Raw genomic sequence first — 17,521 nt, forward strand, 5'->3', positions numbered from 1 at the left:
TATTACTATATAATAAATTTTAAAGTTTGACGCACCGGGGTGAACACAATGTCTGAAAAGTATGTTGTAATAGATACAGAAACAACAGGAAATGCACCAAAAAAAGGTGATAAAATCATACAAATTGGGGCTGCCGTTATTGAAGACAATCAGGTGAAGCAAACCTTTTCTACTTTTGTTCGCCCCTTTCAGCATATTCCGTTTTTTATCAAACAGTTAACAGGGATAAGCAATGAAGATGTAAAAAACGCCCCTTCCTTTTCAGAAATAGCCCCTGAGCTGCTCGAATTATTGGAAAATGCATATTTTATTGCTCACAATGTTCCATTTGATTTGAATTTTATTAATCAAGAACTTATTCAAGCTGGATATCGTCCATTCAACGGCCCGACAATTGATACGGTAGAGTGCGCTCGATTTCTATATCCTACTGCTCCAGGCTATCAATTATCGCAGCTGGCTGATTGGTTAAATATAAATCACGACAGGCCCCATCAAGCCGACAGTGACGCGATCGTAACTGCTTATTTATGGTTGAATATGAAAAAGAAGTTATTTCATTTGCCTGTGCCCACATTAAAATCTCTTTGTTCATTAGCTGTGCACATGGATAGTGATGTTGGATCTTTAATAAAACATGCACATACATTAAAAAAACAGCATTCACTTTCTAAAGAAGACGGAATTGAAATCTACAAAGGCTTAGCGATAAAAAGGCTAGAACCTTTGCAGAAAAAGGAACAAACATTAAAAGATAACATACAAGGCGAAAAAGATTTCTTTTCTCCTGAAGGTATGTTATCACGCAGCTGGGCGGGTTACGAGCCAAGACAAGGACAAGACCAAATAGCAAAAGCAGTAAAAAAAGCATTTCAGATGAGGGAACATTTACTGATAGAGGCAGGAACAGGTATTGGAAAAAGTTTATCCTATTTAGTACCTGCTTTGTTCTATTCTAAAGAAGCTGATCGCCGCGTTGTAGTTTCTACCCATACTGTTAACCTCCAAGAGCAGTTAATGGCAAAAGAAATTCCTTTGCTGAAAAAAATATTGCCATTTCATTTTAATGCAGTAGTAATAAAAGGCAGAAATCATTATCTCTGTCTTAGAAAATTTAAACAGCTATTAAACACTGCCCCTTCTACATATGAGGAAGTATTAGGTTTGGCTCAAATTTTAATATGGATTCTAGAAACAAATACTGGGGATGTAGAGGAAATTAATATTGCTGGTGGAAGCAGCAGTTCGTTTTGGGAAAAAATGATGAGTGATGAAACGACATTTTCAGAAGCTTCGTCATCCTGGTTCCCAAAAAATTATTACAATCGAATAAGAGAACAAGCCAAACATGCTGATTTGTTGATAACCAATCATGCGTTGTTGTTTTCAGATTTGTCAAAAGACAGGGGTGTCTTGCCCTCTTATAAAAATATTATTGTAGACGAAGCACACCATTTAGAGGATTTGGCTGCAAAAAATCTTGGTTTAGAAGTAAACTACTTTGATTTAACGCAAATTTTTCACAAACTTGGTTTATTGGATAAGACCGGTTATTTTCAACGATTAATGGTTTATGAACAATCGGTTCACCAGCATTTTTCTTCTTTTTGGTATCAGTATAGAGAAGATCATTTTACTCTTTTGAAGTATGAAGTTGATGAATTATTTAGGATGCTCCATCAATTTTGCATGAAAACCGCCCAACCCAATCAGACCGATGTAGGCAGAATATCTATTAGATATAATCCATCTATAGAAGTGTCTTCTTATTGGGAGGGCATTCAAGATTCTTTAAAACGAGTACTTGTTTTATTTGAAGAAGAAGCAGATGAATGGCTTTCTTTTTATCAGTATTTATCACCTCATACACCATCTGGGTCTTTGGAGTACGGATTGCTGTATGATTTTAAGGCAGCCGTAAAAGAAGCAGAGGACGTTTGTGATCAGTTATTTTTACTGTTGATGGAAAAAGACGAAAACTACGTATATTGGATGGAAATTGATAAAAAAGGAGCTGCAAATGCTGCCTATTTGTATGCTAGACCGGTTGACGTATCTGATCTGTTAGCAGATCGTTTTTTCGCCAAAAAAGATAGTGTAGTTCTCACATCAGCGGCACTTACTGTTGAAAATTCTTTCACCTACGTGATGGAAAAATGGGGACTTATGGACTTTGCTCCGTCAGTTCTTCAGCTCCCCTCTCCATTTGAATATGACAAAAAAGCAAAAGTTTTTATTCCAGAAGATATGCCAGCCATTAAAGATGGTGAAAAAGAGTTTATAGTACAAACAGCAGAATTCATATATCAAGCTGCCTCTGTTACTGAAGGAAAAATGCTGGTTTTGTTTACTTCATTTGATATGCTGAAAAAAACGTATTATCAATTAAGAAAGTGGGATGAAGCTAGTAATTTTGTTGTGATAGGTCAAGGGCTCAAAAGCGGAAGCAGGTTAAAGCTGTTAAAGGCTTTCAAACAATATGATAATGCGATTTTGCTAGGAACGAATGCTTTTTGGGAAGGGATTGATATCCCAGGACAGGATTTAAGCTGTTTGGTTATTGTTAGACTTCCATTTTCTCCTCCTAATGAACCTGTTGCTCAAGCGAGAATGGAAAAAATCAAATCTGCTGGCGGAAACCCTTTCAGAGAAATGTCACTTCCACAAGCAGTATTGCGTTTCAAACAAGGTTTTGGAAGGCTTATCAGACATCAAAATGATAAAGGGGTGGTTATTGTACTTGACAAAAGAATTTTGCAATCAAAATATGGGATGCATTTTATTCAATCCCTTCCAAACCTGCCGGTTGTACATAAACCTGTAGACTTCGTATTAAATGACATTGCAGCTTTTCTAGACGATTAAGTGGAGAAGACAGGAGTGACAGACCGTGGACCAATATATTCTCAATCATGTTCAAATCATGACAACAGATCCTATTGATAGGTTTCAAAAAGACATGTACCTTGTGATTAAAAACGGATTAATTCAAGATATCGGACAAAACCCTTTACCGGATGCGTTAAGAAAAGGCTTGCCAGTTTTTAATCAGAACGGAAAACTGCTGCTGCCAGGATTATATAATACACATGCACACACTCCTATGTCTCTTTTACGCGGTGTTAGTGATGATGTTCCGTTAAAAACTTGGCTGGAAAAAGAAATTTGGCCGCGTGAAGGATTGCTAGATAAACGAAAAGTGCAGGCCGGTACTTCGCTAGCATTAGCAGAAATGATTAAGTCGGGTACAGTTGCTTTTTTGGATATGTATCACTTACATATGAATGAGGTATTTGAATTAACAATGGATGCTGGCATGAAAGCAGTGTTAAGCCGCGGCATGATAGGGATAGGTACTAAAAAAGAGCAGCAATCAAAACTTAATGAAGCTTGTGAACTAGCAAAACATTGGAATGAAAATGGAAAAGGAAGAGTGAAAGGCATGCTGTTTCCTCACGCACCTTACACTTGTCCACCAGATTTTTTAGAAGCAGTTATTTCACAAGCTCATTATCATCAGCTCCCATTAGGCACTCATTTAGCTGAAACAATAGAAGAAGTGAAAAACCATAAACAACAATATGGTAAGTCTCCACTTCATCACTTGAATGAACTTGGCTTTTTTAATAAAAAAGCCATCTTAACTCATGTCGTTCACGTGACTGATGAAGAGCTGGATCTGTTAAAAGACGGTATGATTACTGTTTCCCATAATCCAATGAGTAATGCAAAACTAGGATCAGGAACAGCTCCTATTCCGAACATGTTAGAAAAGGGGATTTCAGTATCACTTGGTACAGATAGTACTGCTTCAAACAATAATTTAGATATGTTTCAAGAAATGAGAACAGCAGCTCTTCTGCAAAAAGGAGTTAACAGGAATCCAGATATTGTTTCGGCTGAACAAATATTGGAAATGGGTACACTGCAAGGGGCTAGATCTCTTGGCTTTGCAGAACACGGTCTTCTTCAAGCTGGTTCTCCTGCCGATTTCATTATGCTCGATATGTCTTCGTTGCATTTACAGCCTGAAGATAATTTACTTTCCCATTTGATATACTCTGCGTCTGGCCAGGACGTCACAGATGTTTATGTAGATGGAAAGCAGCTTATGAAAGATAAAGAACTCCTCACCCTGGATGAAGAGAAAATTGTGTATGAAGCAAATGAATGTTTTAAAGATCTAGAAAGCAGTTTCCTAAACAAAAGGAGAAAGGAAGACAATTAATGCAGCGTTTGATTGTTGGAGCAGCAGGACTTGGTATCATTATCATATTAGGCGTTATGGCAATCATTTTTTTCTCTGCCCGCTCTTCTTTGGCTGAAGAGCTAGATAATGCTGAACGGGCGCTGCTTGTTGAAGATGATATCACCGCTGTTAACAATGTAAGTTATTTTTTTGGAAATGAAGCGGTTTATACTGCAGAAACCATGAATGCAAACGGGGAAGCTGAATGGGTATTCTATCAAGACGAAGAAATAAGAGAGAGAGTGCTCAAACAAGATAGTTTTGAACGATCGCAAGCTGAAAATGTCGTGAAGGAACGATTTGAGCTGCAAAAGGTTAGAAGTGTAAAGCCTGGATATGAAAATGGAGAGCCGGTTTACGAAGCTACTTTTGAAAAAGATGGCCGTCTTCATTTTTATTATATGAAATTAAAGAATGGTGAGTTTATAAAAAGGTATAGTATGAAGCAATCTTAAAAAACATCCTCTACTGTAAACGAGAGAGACGTTTAATACAGTTCTAGGAACGTAATGAGAGAAAACGGACCTTGAATTACCTGCGGCATTTTTATAAACTGACTTTATTGTATGAAAATGAGAAACATAAAAATGTATAGTTTTGGCGAATATTTTTAAAAAAGAGCCGAATTTTAGACTTCTTAATTAACCCAAGGAGGAAAACAACTGATGCAATTATCTAAACGAGTATCTACCCTTACGCCTTCTTCTACGTTGGCGATTACGGCAAAGGCAAAGGCCCTGAAAGCAGAAGGACATGATGTGATTGGACTTGGAGCAGGTGAGCCTGACTTTAATACTCCTTCTTACATAATTGAAGCTGCTGCTGCATCAATGAGAGAAGGCCATACAAAATATACACCTTCTGGAGGGTTACCGGAACTAAAAGATGCGGTAATAGACAAATTCAAAAAAGACCAGGCCCTTGATTATTCCCAAGATGAAATTATGGTCGGGACAGGCGCAAAACATGTATTATATACCCTTTTTCAAGCTTTGCTTGATGAAAACGATGAAGTAATAATACCTACTCCTTATTGGGTAAGTTATCCAGAGCAAGTCAAACTGGCTGGTGGTAACCCTGTATATGTAGACGGACTAGAAGAAAATGATTTTAAAATTACTCCAGAACAACTTCAAAGTGCAGTAAACAATAAAACGAAAGCAGTAATCATTAATTCTCCAAGTAACCCAACTGGAAATATGTACAGCAAAGAAGAATTAGAAAAAATAGGTGAAACAGCTTTAAATAATAATCTGCTCGTTGTCTCTGATGAAATTTATGAAAAGTTAATTTATGGAGATGTTGTTCATCATTCGATAGCTCAAGTTTCACAGCAGCTAAAAGATCAAACTGTAGTAATTAATGGTGTCTCAAAATCTCATTCCATGACAGGATGGAGAATCGGTTACGCAGCAGGGAACGAAGAGTTAATTAAAGCAATGACCAGTTTAGCAAGCCATTCAACTTCAAACCCTACTGCGAGCTCTCAATATGGAGCTATTGCGGCATACACGAAAGAAGATGGCTCTGTTGAAAAAATGCGTCAAGCATTTGAAGAACGTCTTGACCGTGTTTATGAAAAACTTGTACAAATTCCAGGTGTGTCATGTGTAAAACCTAAGGGTGCATTTTATCTTTTTCCTAATGTGAAAGAAGCAGCCAGCTCTTGTGGTTTTTCCTCTGTAGATGACTGGGTGAAAACTCTTTTAGAAGAAGAGAAAGTTGCAGTCGTACCAGGCAGCGGCTTTGGTTCACCAGACAACATTCGTTTGTCTTATGCCACTTCTCTTGACTTATTGGAAAGTGCGTTGGAAAGAATGGAACGATTCATAAATAATCATTCTTCATAGATAGATATCGCAGCCGGAGAACGCTTCGTTGACGGTGCTTTTTCAAGAACGGTATAATAGAGCTTGTTAGCATAGCCTTTTTTGAAGGAGGAATATTCTATTGAAAACGACTATTCAACATATAGGCAATCATAAAGGAGAGAAGGTTCGTATTGGCGGTTGGATCGCAAATAAGCGGTCAAGTGGTAAAATTGCTTTTTTGCAGCTGCGAGATGGAACTGGCTATATACAAGGTGTCATTGTAAAAAGTGAAGTAGATGAAAAGTTGTTTCAAACGGCGAAAAACCTTCCTCAGGAAAGTTCTGTTTATGTAGAAGGAACAGTCCAAGAAGATGAACGTTCTCCTTCCGGCTATGAGCTGCAAGTGAGTTCTTTAGAAGTAATACATGAAGCAACAGATTATCCGATTACTCCTAAAGAACATGGCACCGAGTTTCTAATGGACCATAGACATCTATGGATTAGATCTAAAAAACAACATGCTATTTTAAGAATTAGAAATGAAATTATAAATGCAACGTATGAATTTTTTAAGAAGGAAGGGTTTATTAAAGTAGACCCGCCTATTTTAACAGGAAGTTCTGCAGAAGGTACTACCAATTTATTTCATACGAAATATTTTGATGAAGATGCATACTTATCTCAATCCGGCCAGCTCTACATGGAAGCTGCTGCAATGGCATTTAATCGAGTGTTTTCCTTTGGTCCGACGTTCCGTGCTGAAAAATCCAAAACGAGACGGCACTTAATTGAATTTTGGATGATAGAACCGGAAATGGCATTTGTTGATCATAATGAGAGTTTAGTTATACAAGAACAATATGTTACTCACGTTGTTCAGTCCGTATTAGAAAAATGTCAGCTTGAATTTAATGCAATAGGACGGGATACCAGCATTTTAGAAAAAGTTCAAGCTCCTTTTCCTAGAATTACGTATGATAAAGCAGTTGAAATGCTTCAAAAAGAAGGGCATGAGATTACGTGGGGAGAAGATTTTGGTGCACCTCATGAAACAGCAATTGCAGAAAAATTTGATAAACCAGTTTTTATCACACACTATCCACTAGACATTAAAGCATTTTATATGAAACCAGACCCTGATAGAGAAAATGTTGCTCTTTGTGCTGATTTAATTGCACCAGAAGGTTATGGTGAAATAATTGGCGGCAGTCAGCGCATTGATGATTTAGAGCTGATGAAGCAGCGTTACAAAGAGCATAATCTTTCAGAAGAGGCTTACCGCTGGTATCTAGAGCTGCGGCAGTATGGTTCTGTTCCACACTCTGGATTTGGTTTAGGTCTTGAAAGAACCGTTGCATGGATAGCTGGAGTAGAGCACGTGAGGGAGACCATTCCGTTTCCTCGTTTACTCAATCGGTTGTATCCTTAATACTTCAGAACATCTCCCCCCTTATTGGGGGGTTTTCTATTAATTTAGAGTAAGGAAAGGAGAGAAAAAAATGGAGCGGTCACAAATTGTTGCACTAATGCAGTACGGTCACTCTTCCATCTCCAAACTGTTACTTGATTATTATGCCAAGCTTGGAATAAAAGAAACGGAAATGATGCTATTACTTCATATACATCGCTTCATAGAAGATAATCATCCTTTCCCTACTCCGGTTGAATTATCCGAACGTATGTCTATTACAGACAAGGAATGCTCTGAATTATTGCGTTCTTTGATAAAAAAAGACTTTTTACGAATGGAAGATAATCAAGATGAAGACCAAGTAATGTATGAAACTTATTCTCTTACCCCGCTTTATGAACGAATTATTCAGGAGATGTTTCATGAAAATGAAAACGAGAGTGCAGTTAACGAAGACGGAAAACTATATGAAATATTTGAAGAAGAATTCTCGCGGCCATTGTCCCCAATGGAATACGAAACGATAAAAGTATGGCTGGACCAAGATAAACACAAACCAGAGTTAATAAAAACAGCGCTGCGTGAAGCTGTGATCTCAGGAAAGCTCAATCTTCGCTACATAGACCGAATTTTACACGAATGGCATAAAAACGGAATAAAGTCATCACAAGAAGCAAAAATGCATGGCGATAAATTCAGGCAGTACCAAAAAGGGAAACGGTCGACTGGAAAAGGGAAAGGAACTTTGCCGCAATATCCTAATATTAACTGGCTTGATGAATCTTAAAAAAGGAGAAAAAAGAAATGTTAACAAAAACACAAGTTCAAGAGGCTCTTTTGCATATAGGAGATATGTTTCCTGAAGCAGAATGCGAATTAACACATACGAATCCATTTGAACTTCTTATTGCTGTTGTGCTGTCTGCTCAATGTACAGATGCCCTTGTAAACAAAGTTACTCCTGGTCTTTTTGAAAAATATAAAAAGCCAGAAGACTATGTAGAAGTAAGTCAGGAAGAGCTAGAACAAGATATACGCTCGATTGGATTATACCGCAATAAAGCAAAAAATATAAAAAAACTATCTCAGTCTTTAATCGAACAATATAACGGCAAAGTCCCACAAACTCGCGAAGAACTGATGAGTTTGGCAGGAGTAGGCCGTAAGACCGCCAATGTAGTAGCTTCGGTTGCATTTCATACACCTGCTATTGCTGTAGATACTCATGTAGAAAGAGTGTCAAAACGTTTGGGTATATGCCGTTGGAAAGATAACGTTCGTGAAGTAGAAGAAACGTTAATGAAAAAAATTCCGAAAGAACAATGGGCACAAACACACCACCGGTTAATTTTTTTTGGGCGTTATCATTGTAAGGCCAAATCTCCGCAATGTCATATATGTCCGCTGCTTGATATGTGCAGAGAAGGGCAAAAGAGAATGAAAAAGCAGGAGGCTCGTCATGGTTGAGCTTGTCATTCCAAAAGAACTAGCAAAAGAACCGTTTTATACTTCTCAAGCTACAGTTTCTTTAACAGATGAGGATATTGCTAAAGAGAGTATTCTTTATATTCCTTTTATGGCGGAAATATTATGGCACAACGATAAATTAGCATCACCTCCGTGGAATAATCCTTTAAAATATATACCAATTATTCAAAAAGAATGGGAAAACGATTTAAAAATGTTAAACTCTTTATATGAAGAACGTAACAGAAAAGATGCGAAATCATTAATGATTAAGCATATTGCTTCTTTAATGAACGCGATATGGTGGATGAACCGAAGAAAAGTTCCTGCTGCGGCGCGGCAAGATGTTAAAAAAGCAGCGCATAAATTACCTAAGGCTCCTGTAAATGCAGGAGAAAGGCTTGCATTTTTATTAGAGACACCAGATCATTATCACAGTTTTGTGCAGTTAAAAGAGTTATTTAGTGAAAGTAAAAAGCAATTTGCTGTCGTAAAAATGAAGGAACAACGTAGCAGATAAACTATATTAAAAAGAGAGGAAAACATATGACGGAAACACAAACAAAGACTTTGACGTCATCGCTAGAAAACCTTCCTTTTCACCCGGAAGATCAAAAACGGATCAGTCGTTTAAATAAAAAAATAGAAGAATCTTCGTTTGAAGTAGCTTTTTGCGGCCATTTTTCTGCAGGGAAATCTACATTGCTGAACCGTCTTTTAGGCAGTGAAATGCTACCAACTAGTCCCATACCTACCAGTGCAAATATTATAGCTATTCAAAATGGATCGGTTAAGTTAGAAGTAACAAATTCGACAGGAGAGGTAGAGACATGGGAGCAAGAAATTCCCTGGAATCAAGCAAAAAAATGGGGAATGGATGGAGAGGGCATTCATTCGATAAATCTTTTTGCACCTTTGCCATTTTTGACGGAACACGGAAAAATTCTTGACACCCCTGGAGTAGATTCTACTGATCCCAACCATCAGCTTGTTACGACAGAACAGTTGTATACAACAGATTTGATTGTGTATGTTTCCGATTATAATCACGTGCAGTCGGAAACAAATATCGAGTTTTTAAAAAAATTAGCTGGTGAAAACAAACCTATTATTCTAGTAATCAATCAAATTGATAAACACGATGATAAGGAATTAACGCTTCAATCTTTTGAAAATGCAGTTCGCAGCATGCTAGCTAAATATGAAATAAAACCTGTACAAGTATTCTTTACATCGATGAAACATGAAGAACATCCTTTTAATCAATATGAAGAACTAGAAACATATATAAAAGCAATTATCTATAACAGCAGCTCGCTAAAAGAGCAAAGTATGATAATGCTTGAAAACGCTGCTGTATATCAACTAATGGAAAGAGTGGAGGAGGAAAAGCACGAAAAGTATACAGAATGGGAAAAGGAAATGGATGAAAAGGGGATTAACCCCGAGGATGCGAGAAAGAGTGATCAATGGCAGCAAACCCTTTTAACTATTGAAGAAGAAAAACAGGAAGTTATTCAAGCAGTATACAAAGAAAGAAATCAATTGTTTAAAAATGTTATCCTTTTTCCATATACAACCACAGAAAAAGCGCAATCTTGGCTTGAGAGCAATCAAAAAAATTTTAAAGTCGGTATGTTTTTTTCTAAAAGAAAAACAGAAGCCGAAAAACAGCATCGAATGCAATTATTGTTAGATGAACTGAATGAAAAAGTAAAAACACAGCTGTTATTTCATATAAGAAATTTGCTTCTTCAAGCAGATACATCTTTTTTAGACGAACCTGCAATGTATGAAAAAAATGTACAGAAACTTTCATTTACAGTTGACGAATCCCTTTTGCTAGCCTATGCGACTACGTCTGAAATGGATCGAAATTTTGTATATACGTATACAAAAAAAGTGACAGATGAGATTGTTAAAATGATAAAGACAAACACGAATGAATTATTTTCACAATACGAAGAATCAATCAAAAGAAAATATATGCAGCAAAAAAATGAATTAGAAACAAAGCTTCACTCATCTGACCAATGGAAAGAAGCGTGGGAAATGTGGAAATCAGTAGAAAGAAGCTATGATCTTCAATTGATTGAGCTTAAGGATTGGTTAAGCAATAGAAAAATGGCAGCAAACTTTTCAGACTTGCTGCAGCAGACAGCAATGAAAGAATATCCTGACGCTCAAACACTAGACATTCCTATTGTACAAGAAGATGAAAGTGTTATTGGTGCAGAAGCAGTTTATTCCTCTATACCAGAGAAAAACATTACGGTAGATGATTCTTTTATGGAACATCTTCAACAATATTTGGAACGTTTTCAATCAAGAAAGATTTTCACAGAAGAGAAAGAGCAATTAAATGAACTAGTCGATCAATATAATAATAATTCGGCCGTTATTTCATTGTTTGGCGCATTTAGTGCTGGTAAATCCAGCTTTATTAATGCGATGCTAGGAGAAGATATTTTACCAGTTTCTCCACATCCTACGACAGCAGCTGTTAATAGAGTGAAGAAAAGCAGTGAAACACACCCTCATAAAACGGTCATTATTTATGTGAAAGATGAAGAGTTTTTAGATAAAGAAATAAAAGCAGCTGCACGAGAGCTTTCTATACAGATCGACTTTTCATCCATTGAACAATGGAAAAAACCGAACAATCAGCTTTTAAATGGATATCAAAGAATGTACGCAGATTACCTTTATACGTTGCAGCAAAGTATTAGAAAACGAACTATACAGCCAGGAACCTTTATAACAACTACTTTAGAAGAACTGAAAGAGTGGGTAGCGAAGGAAGATAGAGCTTGTATGATCAAAGAAGTCGTTATTTATTTTGACTGTGATTGGACGAAAAAAGGCTTGGAGCTAGTTGATACTCCCGGAGTAAATTCTATTCATGGCAGACATACTAATGTCGCATTTGAACAGTTAAAGCGTTCTGATGCTATTTTCTATTTAACCTATTATAACCACGCTTTTTCTAAAGCAGATCAAGTATTTTTGCAGCAGATCGGACGAGCAAACGAAAACTTTGAAACGGATAAGCTGTTTTTTATTATTAATGCAGCTGATCTTGCAGCGACGCCATTCGAGTTAAACGGTGTAACCAATCATGTGAATGAGCAGTTACGTAAAAATGGAATTACAGAACCTCGTTTATTTGCTTTGTCTAGTAAAGAAGGTTTAAAAGTAAAGCAGCACCAAGGGGAAGAAACCAAAACAGGACAAGCTTTTTTGGCCTTTGAAGAAACGTTTTCACGTTCGACATGGGACCAGCTAAAAGTACTGCATCTTAAAAAGATACGCTCTCTATGGGAAAATATTTATGATCAGACTCATCAAATTTTAAACACTTTTACAAACGATGAAGAGGATCTAAAGCTGCGATTGAATGAGCGTGAAGCTTTGGTAAAAAGATTTTTACAAAAGCTAAGTGACTTTAACTTACAGTTTTTATTGCCTTCTTTAGAAGAAGAAATCCAACAGCAATGTGCCTTTTTAAAAGAAAGAACAGCTTTTATTGTACAAGATTACTTTCCCCACGCTGTTAATCCTTCTACAGTGGCGGGTTCAACAAAAAAGCAGCAAAAAAGTCAATTGAATGGTGCCATTCAAGAATTAGAAGGTTTTGCGCGAAAATATATCTCGCAGGAGCAAGAAACAATCCTCATTAGAATAGAGGAACAATTAAAAAGAAAGATGCACTTTTATATTCAATCTTTTTTGGAAACAGAATCTGAGAAAACATTGCACATCATTCCTCCTTCGCTCAACGTCGATCTAAGTGATAAGATCTTGACATATGATGATGTAAATTTTAATAAGGGACCATTAATGGATATGTATCACTCAAATAAAGATTTCTTTGAAAATAAAAAAGTAATAACATTAAAAGAAAAAGTGACAGGCGAGGTTCAAAGAGAAACGAATGAGCTCCTAAATCATTTTGAAAGTGAAGCATGCAAGCGTATTAGAGCTTACATTAAAGAATTAAATGAGGCAGGAAAAAATATGCTCGAAATTGAAGCCCGCAAAGAAACAGAACGGGCAGCTTGGATGTTTGATACGTCAAGAAGAAAAGAATTAGAAGAGGAATACAGATTTATAAAGGAAGGTCTTTTAAACTGATATACGTAACAAGTTAAAAACCACCGGCTAAGCCATTTATAAGCTTAAGCCGGTGGTTTTTACTTATTAGTCATCATCTTCCTCATCATTATCAGAAGGAGTGGCTTCCTCATTTTCTTCATTATTATTTTCATTATTTTCGTCGTTCTCTTCATCTTGTGGAGGTTCTTCTGTTTGATCCTCATTGTTTTCATTATTCTCTTCACCATTGCCATTGCCATTGCCATTGCCGTTCCCGTCGCCGTCACCGTTTCCATTCCCATTATCGTTCCCGTCGCCATTACCGTTCCCGTTTCCATTCGGTAAATCCTCAGGCAAATCTTCTTCCTCGTTCTGTTCTTCGTTATCATCTGATTGTTCATCTGAATCTTCATCTGGATCAGGCACGTTCACCTGGACTTCTGCTGAATCACTGGAATCATCTGGACCTTCCTGATTAATGACTGTGACTCTAAATTGATGAGTATTTCCTTTTGCAGGATTTGAAAGAGAATAGGTCATTTCAGTCTGGCTGCTGATTGATTGATATTCGCCATCACCCACTCGGTGTTCAATTTCAAAGGCTCTGCCCTCTAATTCGTCTTCATCATAATTCCAGCTTAATTGTATCTCATCTGCTTCTTCATTATATACTGCATTTAATCCATTTATTTCATTTGGGGTTGTAAACTCTTCAGATACATCTTCAGGACCTGTTCCTTTTACAAAGAGTTCTGTGATAGTCTCTGAAGAAGGTGTAAACGGACTTGCCCGTTTTCCAGTACCTTTTTCAATTTGTATTTCTTCGACAGAATCCGGTTTTTCAAAATCAGGAGTGTCTATTTCTTCTGATACATTTCCCATGATAAGCCGGAAAATTTCTTTAGCAATATCACTTTCCCCATTAATAAGATAATTTTCCCCTCTTCTTCCGCTAAATCCTGTCCATACAGAAGCCGTATACTGCGTGGTATATCCGGTAAACCATACATCAGGGTCACCTCCTGACGGTATGTTAAATTGTTGATGCTCTTTATCTGTGAAGTTGGTCGTTCCTGTTTTTCCGGCTACAGGTAAACCGGGAATATTAGCTGCACGACCTGTACCTCTGCTGTCTGTTAGAACATCTTTCAACATATCAGTAATCATATAAGCTGTGTAATCACTCATGGCAGAAGTAGATTCTGGTTCTAAATTGATTTCACGCCCATCTGGAAATTCAATCTTTCTAACAGCATACGGTTCTGAATACTGTCCGTTGTTACCAAAAGCTGCATATGCGCCAGCCATGTCAAGGCTGGATACACCTTGGTTGACTCCACCAAGTGCTGCTGCTTCGTTTACTTCATCTATCGGAAAACCTAGTCCGCGAACAAAATCACCAGCTTCTTTTAAACCTGTTTGCTGAAGGGCTTTAACAGCAGGAATGTTTAAGGAGCGAACAAGAGCTTCACGCATACTAACATTTCCTGCATAATTCCCAGAGTAGTTCGTAATTTCTTGCCCGTTTGAATACTGATGAGGTGCATCTTCTAATTGATGATACGTGGACCACTCGTTATGTTCAATGGCAGGGCCATAATCCAATAATGGTTTGATAGTAGAACCTGGCTGGGCATTGGAATGGGCAGCGTAGTTCAGCCCTCTAGCTACGTCCTGGCTTTGACGATTTCCCACCATCGCTTTTATAGCACCGGTCTGGGTATCAAGCAGAGTAAACCCGACTTGAAAATCATCACTTTCTGGATAGTTGTTAATATGCTGATTTGTTTGTATTACTTCTTCTGCAAAATCTTGAGCATTTGTATCTAAGGTTGTGTGTACCTTGAGGCCGCTCGAATAAATATCAGAAGACGTAATTCCATCCACTTCTTCAAGTTCATTTTGGACTTGAGTAATGAAAGAGTCGTAAACGACGCCTTCTTCGGTAGGTGAAAAATCAAGCTGTTCTTCTACTGAAACATTTTTAGCTTGCTGCGCGTCTTCGTCGGAAATAAAGTTATGTTCTGCCATCAAATCTATCACTCGATCGCGCCGGTCTTGTGCTGCATCTGGGTTTTGAGTAGGATCGTAATAACTTGGTCTTCGTGGAATCGCTGCTAATAAAGCTGCATCTTCAATAGTAAGCTCTGTAATATCCGATTTATTAAAATAAATCTTAGATGCTTCGCCAATCCCGTAAGCACCTTGATTAAAATAAATTAGATTTAAATACATTTCGAGTATTTGATTTTTGCTGTATTGCTGCTCAAGACGTATAGCAAGGTACTGTTCTTGAACTTTTCTAGTGATGGTTTTATCCGTGGATAAAAATGCATTTTTTACAACTTGCTGCGTTATCGTACTTGCTCCTTCTGCCCCAAAACCGCCTGTAATATTTGCAGCGAGTGCACCAAACACACGGCGGACGTCTATCCCAAAGTGATGATAATAGCGTACATCCTCAATCGCTACAAAAGCAGCTTTAGCATGCTCAGGGAGTTCATTGATATCAATTAAATCTCTGTTTTCTCCTGCTTGCAGTCTTGTGATTTCTTCTCCATTTTGATCATAAATTTCAGCAGCTTGTGCGAAAACAAGTTCATCTGGATCAAGTGCAGGAGCTTTGCTGATTATAGCAGCGGCTGTAATTGTTCCTGCAGTTAGTATGACAATTCCTGCTATAATGAATGAAATAAAGACTTTACGCCAGATGGAACGTTTAGGTTGTTTTCCTTTATTTGATTTTTTATAGTTGCGCTTTGCAGATTCTTGTGCTTTGCGTCTTTCTTGTCTTGAACGGTAATTGTCGCTCATTTTTCGAATTCTTCCTTTCTATAGATGCCGCTTGCATGTTCGGTTATGCTCTCTAACATGCGTATCATTAGACGTGTATTCAAAAAAAAGGTTACACCTAAAAATAAATTTTATCGATCGTGGAAAGATAGTCTAAACGGGGGATATAGCCTTCTGGAATTAAATGTCCGTTCCTTTCAATATCGTCTTTAGGGATTGACTTTCTGTCGGATTGTTCAAAATACCACCAGCTAAAATGAGAAGCATCATAAAGGTATGTTTGATTATGTTTAGAAAAACGGATAATAAGAAAGGCAATCCCTTCGTGTTTCATGACGGCTTTCATATGTTCAGCTTGATGAACATGAATATTGTTAAATGGAAAAGACGTCTTATTTCTCGTTTCTTTTGCTTCAAAATCTATATATTTTCCCCGGTAAATACCATTATAATCTGTGGTGGAAGGCTGCTTAAAGTATGCTTCGGTTATTTTGGCAGCACTCCTTTTTGGATAATCAACGTTGACAATTTGGACAGGGGTTGGCTTTTTGTGTATTACACATTGACCTGTCGATTGATAATATATATTCGTTTCATTTAAATCTTGTTCTAAAGACATACCTCTGTTTCCAAAGCTTTTATTAGTGGAGCTTATGGTAGAAGCAGAGGAAGCTGCATATTTTTTTCCGCTGGGATAACGAAAGGCCATCTCTCGACACTTCCTTTTTTTATACTTTAGAAATGTTTAACTTTGTAAAAGGATCAAAGTATAAGCAAAACGATAACTTTCGCCATTTGGACTTGGCGGAAACCCAAGTTTTTCTAATAAGGTAAGAAATTATAAATAGTTGGCGTTTTACATGTCTAGCGCAAGCGCCTACTCGCTCGAGATTCCTTCGGTTCGTCAATGGAAAGTAAAGATCAGCTTTCCATATGCCGCCCCTCCAGGACATGTCGCTCGTGAGCAAGGCGCTTGCGCTTTTCTTAAACATTTGTCATCCCTATATATTAGCACATATTATTAAGTTAAAGAACAGGATGAAAGTATTAAGATGTACTTAAATTGGACAATCATGGGTATGGTCATGTTACGATAAGTACGGAAGAGAAAGTGAGGGATATAATGAGTGATAAGCCGGTTAATCTTGGATTTGGAAATATGATGCCACCAGAAAGAATTGTATCTATTGTCAGCTCTGATTCTGCTCCAACTAAACGTCTCATTCAGGAAGCAAGAGAAAGAAAAATGCTTATTGATGTAACGAACGGCAGAAAAACGAGAAGTATTATTTTAGCTGATAGCGATCATGTCCTTCTTTCTGCTATTCAGCCAGAAACGGTTGCTCAACGACTGCATGACAATACCGAAGATGAAGAATAAAAAAAGCTCCGGCTGACCGGAGCTTTTTTCACGTTTTTGGTTCATTCGGACCTTTTAATTTTTTATCTCCATAACCAACATTTCGCTTTTCCGTATTATGTTGATTACGCTTTTTTTCGTCGCTCTTTTTCGTCATTACATACCCTCCTTGACGCTTAATTTCCCCACTTTTACAGGGTTTATTCTATCTAAAAAGGAGGTTATGTAGAAAAAAAGATAATTTCTGTTTTCTTACTCGAAACAACACTAGTTCTGTCACAGCAGCAGGGTATTCCCTCCTTTACTACGAAATCATAAGAACCTACTAAATGAAG

13 protein-coding genes are annotated in these 17,521 nt (G+C 37.4%); 11 read left to right on the top strand and 2 right to left on the bottom strand.

The window, feature by feature from the left end; translation table 11 throughout:
- Nucleotides 1-48: 48 nt before the first annotated feature.
- From dinG to FZF09_RS04495, 9 genes are all read left to right on the top strand, one after another.
- The gene (dinG, locus tag FZF09_RS04455) at nucleotides 49-2,865 is read left to right on the top strand and encodes an ATP-dependent DNA helicase DinG (RefSeq protein WP_158735364.1); all 2,817 of its coding nucleotides are present in this window, start codon (nucleotides 49-51) and stop codon (nucleotides 2,863-2,865) included.
- Between the two features lie 25 nt (nucleotides 2,866-2,890).
- A complete protein-coding gene (locus FZF09_RS04460; protein WP_158735365.1) occupies nucleotides 2,891-4,228 on the top strand; it encodes an amidohydrolase in 1,338 nt (445 codons plus the stop codon).
- Entirely contained in the window at nucleotides 4,228-4,704 is a 477-nt protein-coding gene (locus FZF09_RS04465; protein ID WP_158735366.1) for a hypothetical protein, read from the top strand. Before FZF09_RS04460 ends, FZF09_RS04465 begins: the two co-directional genes overlap by 1 nt.
- A 210-nt stretch (nucleotides 4,705-4,914) precedes the next feature.
- Nucleotides 4,915-6,099: a pyridoxal phosphate-dependent aminotransferase gene (locus FZF09_RS04470; protein ID WP_158735367.1), complete on the top strand. Its 1,185-nt coding sequence runs from the start codon at nucleotides 4,915-4,917 to the stop codon at nucleotides 6,097-6,099.
- Between the two features lie 100 nt (nucleotides 6,100-6,199).
- Nucleotides 6,200-7,489 (top strand): asparagine--tRNA ligase, encoded by a 1,290-nt coding sequence (gene asnS / locus FZF09_RS04475; protein WP_158735368.1) that lies wholly within the window; start codon nucleotides 6,200-6,202, stop codon nucleotides 7,487-7,489.
- A gap of 70 nt (nucleotides 7,490-7,559) precedes the next feature.
- Nucleotides 7,560-8,258, top strand: a complete 699-nt coding sequence (locus tag FZF09_RS04480) for a DnaD domain-containing protein (protein ID WP_158735369.1) — start codon at nucleotides 7,560-7,562, stop codon at nucleotides 8,256-8,258.
- A 17-nt stretch (nucleotides 8,259-8,275) separates the two neighbouring features.
- Entirely contained in the window at nucleotides 8,276-8,938 is a 663-nt protein-coding gene (gene nth / locus FZF09_RS04485) for an endonuclease III (protein WP_158735370.1), read from the top strand.
- Nucleotides 8,931-9,458 (top strand): YpoC family protein, encoded by a 528-nt coding sequence (locus FZF09_RS04490; protein WP_158735371.1) that lies wholly within the window; start codon nucleotides 8,931-8,933, stop codon nucleotides 9,456-9,458. Before nth ends, FZF09_RS04490 begins: the two co-directional genes overlap by 8 nt.
- 26 nt (nucleotides 9,459-9,484) lie before the next feature.
- Nucleotides 9,485-13,072 carry a dynamin family protein gene (locus FZF09_RS04495; RefSeq protein WP_158735372.1) on the top strand — a complete coding sequence of 1,196 codons (3,588 nt, stop codon included), beginning with the start codon at nucleotides 9,485-9,487 and terminating at the stop codon, nucleotides 13,070-13,072.
- A 66-nt stretch (nucleotides 13,073-13,138) separates the two neighbouring features.
- On the opposite strand, the gene FZF09_RS04500 is transcribed toward FZF09_RS04495, so the two are convergent.
- Both FZF09_RS04500 and recU read right to left on the bottom strand, forming a co-directional pair.
- A complete protein-coding gene (locus FZF09_RS04500; protein WP_158735373.1) occupies nucleotides 13,139-15,847 on the bottom strand; it encodes a transglycosylase domain-containing protein in 2,709 nt (902 codons plus the stop codon).
- Nucleotides 15,848-15,944: 97 nt separating this feature from the next.
- Nucleotides 15,945-16,535 carry a Holliday junction resolvase RecU gene (recU, locus tag FZF09_RS04505; protein WP_158735374.1) on the bottom strand — a complete coding sequence of 197 codons (591 nt, stop codon included), beginning with the start codon at nucleotides 16,533-16,535 and terminating at the stop codon, nucleotides 15,945-15,947.
- A gap of 151 nt (nucleotides 16,536-16,686) precedes the next feature.
- Between recU and FZF09_RS04510 the strand changes: the two genes are divergently transcribed.
- Together FZF09_RS04510 and FZF09_RS04515 are read left to right on the top strand one after the other, a co-directional pair.
- On the top strand, nucleotides 16,687-16,851 hold the full coding sequence (locus tag FZF09_RS04510) for a hypothetical protein (protein WP_158735375.1): 165 nt from the start codon (nucleotides 16,687-16,689) through the stop codon (nucleotides 16,849-16,851).
- A 98-nt stretch (nucleotides 16,852-16,949) separates the two neighbouring features.
- Nucleotides 16,950-17,207, top strand: coding sequence for a DUF370 domain-containing protein (locus FZF09_RS04515; protein WP_091580728.1), 258 nt, complete (start codon nucleotides 16,950-16,952; stop codon nucleotides 17,205-17,207).
- The last annotated feature ends 314 nt before the right edge of the window (nucleotides 17,208-17,521 follow it).

The sequence above is a fragment of the Alteribacillus sp. YIM 98480 genome (genome assembly GCF_009765375.1).
GTDB lineage: Bacteria > Bacillota > Bacilli > Bacillales > Marinococcaceae > Alteribacillus.